This is a genomic window from Candidatus Hepatincolaceae symbiont of Strigamia maritima, assembly GCF_055505085.1.
In genome coordinates, this window is the sequence record NZ_DBKDTU010000182.1 from 1 (window position 1) to 6,741 (window position 6,741).

The 6,741-nt window shown below is 30.6% G+C and carries 6 protein-coding genes and 1 pseudogene; 1 reads left to right on the forward strand and 6 read right to left on the reverse strand.

All coding sequences use genetic code 11. From position 1 onward, the window contains the following. Positions 1–60: 60 nt before the first annotated feature. The 4 genes from ACQCX0_RS04945 to aroQ all read right to left on the reverse strand — a co-directional run bounded on the left by ACQCX0_RS04945 (position 61) and on the right by aroQ (position 3,412). Complete coding sequence (locus ACQCX0_RS04945) at positions 61–729, reverse strand: hypothetical protein (RefSeq protein WP_462563057.1); 669 nt, start codon at positions 727–729, stop codon at positions 61–63. A 195-nt stretch (positions 730–924) separates the two neighbouring features. Then, positions 925–2,280: an acetyl-CoA carboxylase biotin carboxylase subunit gene (gene accC / locus ACQCX0_RS04950; protein WP_462563059.1), complete on the reverse strand. Its 1,356-nt coding sequence runs from the start codon at positions 2,278–2,280 to the stop codon at positions 925–927. Positions 2,281–2,299: 19 nt separating this feature from the next. After that, the gene (locus tag ACQCX0_RS04955) at positions 2,300–2,839 is read right to left on the reverse strand and encodes an acetyl-CoA carboxylase biotin carboxyl carrier protein (RefSeq protein WP_462563060.1); all 540 of its coding nucleotides are present in this window, start codon (positions 2,837–2,839) and stop codon (positions 2,300–2,302) included. Positions 2,840–2,974: 135 nt separating this feature from the next. Then, positions 2,975–3,412 (reverse strand): type II 3-dehydroquinate dehydratase, encoded by a 438-nt coding sequence (gene aroQ / locus ACQCX0_RS04960; protein WP_462563061.1) that lies wholly within the window; start codon positions 3,410–3,412, stop codon positions 2,975–2,977. Between the two features lie 89 nt (positions 3,413–3,501). On the opposite strand from aroQ, the gene ACQCX0_RS04965 reads away from it, so the two are divergent. Next, entirely contained in the window at positions 3,502–4,683 is a 1,182-nt protein-coding gene (locus ACQCX0_RS04965) for a type III PLP-dependent enzyme (protein WP_462563062.1), read from the forward strand. 645 nt (positions 4,684–5,328) lie between these two features. Here the strand turns inward: ACQCX0_RS04965 and ACQCX0_RS04970 are convergent. Beyond that, positions 5,329–6,153 (reverse strand): RlmE family RNA methyltransferase, encoded by an 825-nt coding sequence (locus tag ACQCX0_RS04970; protein WP_462563063.1) that lies wholly within the window; start codon positions 6,151–6,153, stop codon positions 5,329–5,331. Between the two features lie 3 nt (positions 6,154–6,156). Then, positions 6,157–6,678 (reverse strand): annotated as a pseudogene (locus ACQCX0_RS04975) (helicase C-terminal domain-containing protein); the annotation flags it as partial. Positions 6,679–6,741: the final 63 nt, after the last annotated feature.

A 6,741-nucleotide genomic window follows, 5' to 3' on the forward strand; every position in this document is an offset into this window, starting at 1 on the left:
AAAATCTATCCCGTTTAAAACTGCCCAAATTCCCATTTAATTTGTCCCGCTACAACAGGCTTAAAAAATATGATTCATTAACTCTTGATTTTGCGTATATTCATATTCTCTATAGCCATTTAAAAATGCATTATCTTGCAAAGCTACCAATAATGCACTAATAAGTGTGCAACGCTCAACTTCTGGAATAGAGTATCTATGTAGAAATTCATTATAAGAAATAGCTTTATTTGTAATTTCTTCTTCTGTTATAGGTTGTTTTTGCTTAATAATTATGTTAGAAATATCAGTTGGCTTCAATAATATCTTATCTTGAATAGAAACATAAGTAATATTATCTTTTAACCAAAGAAATGTAGAAATCTTTTTTTCTCTTTCCGTCTGACCGCTTACAGCAATTGCAGTAACCGTAAAATCATCTTTTAAATAACTAGCATATAATAAAGCACCATCTATAGAATAATCTTTATATTGTTTTCTATCCCGACTTTCATGTTTTAAAATGTCAGCCTTGCATTCTATAACAATTAATTCACTAGGTTTATTACTAAACGATATTATAAATTCGGGAAATCCCTTTCCTTTTCCACTTGTAGAAGCTGTAGATAAGAGCTTATTAATTTTAGGATTGCTTGATTTTTGTTCTTCTATGATTATTGATTTATCATCATAATAACCATTATCACGAAGCATAGTACGAACTAAATTCTCTGTTATTCTTTCATTCATAGCTTTATACTCCTATAAATGAAAGAAAGATTAGAGTATCCCTTTTTTTGTGGGGTCGCAAATATTGTTTTAATCACGTGATGATTCCTTAATGTTAAAAAATTCTATTGATTTATATTATAGTTAAAAACTATTAGATATAAAATATTTTAATTATTTACCTTAGTCAGGCGTATAATTACCATTATTTATGATTTATGAAGATTCTTTAATATCTTTTTGCAATAAGCTTTCTAGCCACTTAATGCTGTAGTTTCCCTCAACAAAAGCTTTTTCTTCTAATAATCTTTTATGTAAAGGAATATTATTTTTAGGAGCGTCAATAATGAATTCCTGCAAACAACGCTTCATTTTACTAATAGCATGATCTCGTGTTTGCCCATGTACTATTAATTTAGCAATCATACTATCATAATAGGGGGGAATTTTATATCCTGAATAAATAGCAGAATCAACTCTTACACCCGGTCCTGCAGGAACATGGTAGTACTTAACCGTTCCAGGCATCGGTGTAAAAGTAACCGGATCTTCAGCGTTTATTCTACATTCAATTGCGTGTCCAGAGATTTTAAAATTACTCTGTTGAAATTTTAGAGGTTTACCTGAGGCTACCCGTATCATCTCATATACTAAATCAGCACCGCTAATAAATTCTGTTACCGGATGTTCTACTTGTAACCTAGTATTCATTTCCATAAAATAAAATTTACCGTTTTCATATAAATATTCAATAGTTCCGGCACTATAATAACCAAGTTTTTTCATAGCCTTGGTGGTGATATCACAAATTTTATTACGTTCTTTTATGTTAAGTACAGGGGAGGGAGCCTCTTCTATTACTTTTTGGTTACGCCTTTGAACCGAGCAATCCCTCTCTCCTAAATGAATAAGATTACCGTGAGTATCTCCGATGATTTGAATTTCTATATGTTTAGGGGTTAATAGATATTTTTCTATATATACAGCAGAATTACCAAAGTTAACTTCAGCTTCATGTTTGGCAATATTAAAAGCTTCTTCAATGTCAGTTTCTTGTAATACTACTTTCATACCTCTACCGCCACCGCCAGCTGTTGCCTTAATTAAAATCGGATAACCAAAATCTTTGGCTATTTTTTTAGCATCAGTAATAGTTTTAACCTCACCATCAGAACCTGGAACTATAGGAATTCCTAATTTTTTAGCCAATTTTTTAGCTTGAATTTTATCTCCCATCATAGTTATATGTTTAGGAGAAGGTCCCACAAAAATAAAACCGTGTTCTTCTACCATTTCTGCAAATTCAGCATTTTCAGATAAAAAACCGTATCCCGGATGAATTGCATCAGAATTAGTAATAATAGCAGAACTAAGAATTGCCTGTTTATTTAAATAACTATCCAGAGCTTTCTCACTTCCTATGCAAATAGCTTCATCTGCTATTTTAGTATGCATGGCATCTTTATCAGCTGTGGAATAAACCGCAACCGTGTTAATTTCCATTTCTCTGCAAGCTCTAATTATTCTTACGGCTATTTCCCCTCTATTAGCAATTAAGAGTTTCTTTATCATAAATATTCCTTTTTAATAATTATTCAATTACTACTAGAACGTCACCATATTCTACAGTATCACCGTTTTTTACTGAGATATAGGTAATTTTCCCTTTTCTATGTGCTTTAATAGGGTTAAACACCTTCATTGCCTCAATCAGGAATAGGGTAGTATTTTCCGTAACCTCATCTCCAACTTTAACATAAGGAGGATCCCCAGGAGTTGAAGAAGTATATAGCACCCCAACCATAGGAGATTTAACTGCTCCAGGATGTGCCGAAAAATCATGATTACTATGAGTCTCTATAGCAGTAGGTTCTGTTATAGGCTGAGTATTTGGGGTTGATGTAATTGAATTTTGTAAAGGGGGATAATTAGGTATGGGAAAAAATTGAGTAGGGGTATTAAGTTGTTCTTGAATTGCTCTTTTAATTACAATATGTACATCATTTTGTTGAAAATTAATCTCTTGTAAATCTTTATCATTAGCTATTTTGGCTAAAGAGTTAATAAAATCAGTATACTCTTTAGTTGCTATAGGTAGATTTTTTTGAATTTTAGAAGTTTTTTCCGTCATATATTTTCCTAAAAATTATCTATAGATTGTATTATATAATATATATATTATATTGCAAAAAGCATAATGTAAACTTTATTTTTTAGCAATAAGATAGAATTTTCTTAATAAACTATAGCTAAATCATATATTTTGTTAGTTAGTAGTATTACAATAATCTATTGCTAAAAGATATCCTGTAAAATCAAAGCCGGAAATTATTCCGATAGCGGCTTTAGCTGTATAAGATATCTGCCTAAAAGCCTCTCTTTTATATAAATTAGATAAATGTACTTCTATAATAGGGATATTTACGGCAAGTAGAGCATCTAATATTGCAATGGAAGTATGGCTATAAGCAGCAGGATTAATAATAATATGGGTAATTTTATCTGCCTTTGCGTTCTGAATATAATTTATAATCTCTACTTCAGCATTGCTTTGTACAAATTCTAATTTTATCCCTAAAATCTTAGCTTTTTTTTCACAGGCATTTTTAATTTCTGCAAGGGTGGTTGTCCCGTAAATCTCAGGTTCTCTGGCACCTAATAAATTGAGGTTTGGTCCGTTAATAATTAGTATTTTTTTTTGCATAGTAATTTTTTTATTTTCTTTTTAGGAACGATAATTTATTATAGAAAGTATAAATCTATTAGCAAAAAAAATAAATAGGTATTCTTTTAATGCTCAATAAAATAATTACTGAAAAAATTACTAAATTTTTAAATACTAAAGCCAAGCGTAGTTTACCAACTCCTTTTTTAGTAGTCGATTTAGATGTGGTTAAGAATAAGTATGAAGAATTTACTAATACTTTTCCTAATAATCACGTTTTTTATGCAGTTAAAGCAAATCCTGCTAAAGAAATTTTAATGTTGTTAAATAAATTAGGAGCATCTTTTGATGTTGCCTCTCTTGAGGAAGTAAATTTATGTCTTAAAGTAGGAGTAGATCCTAAAAGAATCTCGTTTGGTAGTACTATAAAGAAAGAGCAATCCATTGCTAGAGCCTATCATAAAGGGATTAATTTTTTTGCTTTTGATAGTGAGGAAGAATTAGTAAAAATTGCTACATTTGCACCTAAAGCCAAAGTTTATTGCAGACTTCTCCTTGAGAGCAGTGATAGTGCTATGTGGCCTTTATCACGTAAATTCGGTTGTGATGTAAAGTTAGCTGTAGACTTACTCACTAAAGCTCATAACTTAGGATTAAGTGCTTATGGGGTTTCTTTTCATACAGGTTCTCAACAGCTTTATTTAAAAGCTTGGGAAGAAGGAATTACAAAAGCACAACAAGTATTTAGTATTCTAAAAGAACAGGGTATTATTTTAGAATTAATTAATATGGGTGGTGGCTTTCCGGCTTATAATTATAAAGATTCTACAGCTCCTTCCCTAAGAGCATATAAAAAGCAAATAGATACAAGTTTAGCACGACATTTTCCTGAAGAAAAGCCCACTGTTTTCTTTGAACCGGGACGCTTTATCGTAGCTGATGCTGGGGTTTTAAAAACTTCAATTGTTTTAAGTGCCCAAAAGTCTTATAAAGACCCTGTAAAATGGTTGTATCTTGATATTGGTTTATTCGGTGGATTAGCAGAAACAATGAATGAGAGCATTAAATATCACATTATAACTTCTCAAGATCAACATACTATTGCTAATACTCTTCCTAAAAGTAATTACATTTTGGCAGGACCTACTTGCGATAGTGCTGATATTCTTTATGAAAAATATCAATATGCCTTTCCTAATAATTTAAGTAGTAAAGATTACTTAATTATTCTCTCAACTGGTGCTTATACTACTACTTATTCATCAATTTGCTTTAACGGCTTCTCCCCTTTAAAAGATTATTATATTTAATAAATATTACTTAGAATAAAGCAATTCTCCTAAGTAGAACCAATAACCACAACTTCTACCACATAGCAAAGTTTCGTAAAATAGTAAAAACCATAAAAACAAGTAAATAAACTTGACAGAGTGTGTTTTAAAATTCTTACAGAGCTGTAATTTATAAAACATTATAACTATGAATAATAACATAATAAGAATATAATATGGTAAAAAAGCAAAAGAGAGTAATGTATTAAAGAATAAAAAATACTATTAACAATAGAAGCAGGAGTAATGCCACTAAGTATAATTTTAGGTCAATGGATACAAACAATTCCAAGCTACGCAGAAGATATGGATATTGAATCCTGAGAAATTAAAAACCTTGAATTAAGTGTAGTTCAGGTCAATCTTAGTGTTACTAATAAAGCAACAACAATCGTACTAGAAGATAAGAACAAAGAATCCAATATTTAATCTACCTCATGCTCAAGCACCACTCTATACCTCGCATCTCTAATTACTAACAAGTCTAACTATACCTCATATCTCACTCCCCTTGAATTATAGTTCAGTTAATCCTAATATTTTTCACAGCACGTACTCTACACAAACAGCGAGCACTTAACTAGCAACCTTAACACACACAAAATCTGCCTAAAGGCAGTATTATTAGTTTGGGTTTCTAAACCCTATTGCTACTAAATATAATTCCTTAGACTCTTTTCGAGAAGCAGGAGGTTTTACATGTTTTACTTTTCTAAAATGTTTTCTTATTTTTTGTAGTAAAGAAGTATTGGTTCCTCCTTGAAAAACCTTAGTAATAAAAACTCCGTTTTTCTTAAGATTATCTTTTGCAAAATTAAAAGCAGCCTCTACTAATATTACAATACGTAAATGGTCAACATCATTATGTCCGGTTGTATTAGGAGACATATCACTTAGAATAATATCTGCTTTATCGGTTTCTTTATTAGTTACTTTATCGGCTTTGTTATCAGCTGTATTATTATTTTCTTTATTAGTTAATATCGGATTTTCTTTGTGAGTTTCCTGAATGGTATTATTGGAATGCGGGCAATCATTATTATCTTTCAGATGTTCTTTAATTAGTTTAACCACTTCTTTATCTAAAAAACTACCTTTTATAGTAATAATATTAGGGATAGGTTTAATAGCTAATAAATCTACACTAATAATTTTTCCTTTATTATTGGATTTGCCTTTCTTGAAGCAAATATTAGCACAAACCTGAGACCATCCGCCGGGGGCAGCTCCTAAATCTATAATTTTTAGGTTAGGTTTTAAAAAGTAAAATTTATTATTTAGTTCAAGTAATTTATAAGCAGCTCGTGACACATAACCATCAATTTTAGCTGATTTAATATAAGGGTCATTGAGTTGCCTATTAAGCCAAAGGGTAGAAGAGAGTTTTCTCCTCTTAGCAGTTCTTACTTTAACTTTAGTATTACTATGAATTTTATGAGTTGTTTCCATTTCTTAAAAATGTCCTTTAAAAAAATCTTTAATAATTAAACCTGCATCAAATTCAGTTAAAGACTTATGAATAATAACTCCCTCAGGGAACGCTTTAATAAATCGCTCGGGTAACGCTGAACTAAGCAGTACAAAAATTCCTTTATCATCACTTTTTCTAATTAATCTACCAAAGGCTTGTTTTAATTTAAAAAGAATCAATTCCTCCTCAAATTTTTTACCGAAAAATCTTAACCGGTGACTATGTAAAATATCTCTTTTTAGCCAGGGAGTTTTTTCAAAAATTACTAATCTTAAAGAATTACCGGGAATATCTATACCATCTCTTAAAGAGTCTGAACCTAGCATACAACTATTCAAATCTTCTTTAAATAATTCTATTAAATTAGCAGTGTTTTGCTTAGTTAAATAAGGATTGATTAGTGTAATATTTTTATTAGTAAGATCATGATAGATTTTGTTATAAACTTCTTTTAATCTATTAATAGCTGTAAAAATAACTAAACCACCACCACAAGATGCCGATAAAAGCTCTAATACTGCATTAGACTAGATCGGAAGAGCGGTTCAGCAGGAATGCCGAGACCG

What these genes read in the sequence shown, in the direction of transcription:
- ACQCX0_RS04945 (WP_462563057.1), bottom strand. Translation starts at nt 729, where the DNA reads ATGAATGAAAGAATAACAGAGAATTTAGTTCGTACTATGCTTCGTGAT.
- accC (WP_462563059.1), bottom strand. Translation starts at nt 2,280, where the DNA reads ATGATAAAGAAACTCTTAATTGCTAATAGAGGGGAAATAGCCGTAAGA.
- ACQCX0_RS04955 (WP_462563060.1), bottom strand. Translation starts at nt 2,839, where the DNA reads ATGACGGAAAAAACTTCTAAAATTCAAAAAAATCTACCTATAGCAACT.
- aroQ (WP_462563061.1), bottom strand. Translation starts at nt 3,412, where the DNA reads ATGCAAAAAAAAATACTAATTATTAACGGACCAAACCTCAATTTATTA.
- ACQCX0_RS04965 (WP_462563062.1), top strand. Translation starts at nt 3,502, where the DNA reads ATGCTCAATAAAATAATTACTGAAAAAATTACTAAATTTTTAAATACT.
- ACQCX0_RS04970 (WP_462563063.1), bottom strand. Translation starts at nt 6,153, where the DNA reads ATGGAAACAACTCATAAAATTCATAGTAATACTAAAGTTAAAGTAAGA.